The organism is Psychrobacter sp. 1U2, assembly GCF_051847575.1.
Genome location: NZ_JBPYDC010000519.1, coordinates 1 through 1,006 on the forward strand (window position 1 = coordinate 1; position 1,006 = coordinate 1,006).

At 41.8% G+C, this 1,006-nt stretch carries 1 protein-coding gene; it reads left to right on the forward strand.

Annotated elements, in window-relative coordinates; all coding sequences use genetic code 11:
• Positions 1-809, forward strand: an 809-nt coding sequence (locus ACS8FD_RS17005; RefSeq protein ID WP_439276710.1) for an electron transfer flavoprotein-ubiquinone oxidoreductase, incomplete at its 5' end; no start/stop codon positions are given.
• Positions 810-1,006: the final 197 nt, after the last annotated feature.

The window sequence follows — 1,006 nt, forward strand, 5'->3', positions numbered from 1 at the left end:
AACGCCTAAAGTTACATCCGCTTATTCGCAATATCCTAGAAGATGGTAAACGCGTCTCTTATGGTGCGCGCGCTTTGACCAAAGGCGGTCTAAACTCTTTACCAAAATTCACTTTCCCAGGTGGGGTACTTGTGGGTGATGATGCAGGGTTTTTGAATCCAGCAAAAATCAAGGGCACACATACTTCAATGAAGTCAGGCATGCTTGCAGCTGAAGCCATCTTTGAAGCACTACAAGCCGATCGTCAGCATGATGATGTGGTGGCATACAGCACGATGTACAAAGAATCATGGCTTTATGAAGATAATTATGAAGCACGTAACTTCGCGCCTGCGATGCACCGTATGGGCCAATGGATGGGTGGTGCCTTTAACTTCATCGAACAAAATATCCTACGTGGCAAAATGCCATTGACTATTCATGATAATTTAAAGGATTACGATCAGCTAGAGCGTGCAGCTCATGCATATCAGCCCGTATATCCTAAACCTGATGGTAAACTGGTCTTTGATAAATTGTCTTCAGTATTTATCTCCAACACCAATCATGCAGAAAACCAGCCCACACACTTGAAACTGACAGATCCGACAGTACCTGTGTCTATTAATTTACCGTTGTATGCTGAACCTGCACGTTTATACTGCCCAGCTGGTGTTTATGAAGTGACAAAAGACGCTGAAGGCGCAAAGTTTGTTATCAACGCGCAAAACTGTGTCCACTGTAAAACTTGTGATATTAAAGATCCGTCACAGAACATTACATGGGTAACGCCAGAAGGCGGCGGCGGTCCTAACTATCCAAACATGTAAATCATGTTTTAGATAATTTTCATTATAAACAGCTAGCTACTTTCCAATAAAAACCGCCCTTATCGTTAAGGGCGGTTTTTTATACTTATCTATCTAATTATTAAAATAAAGCTTAGTCGGTCCAAGCATCACGATTTGCCTCATCTTTCAACTTAACAAAGTCATCAGGGTCAAATTTGATTTGGTCTCCAGTTTTG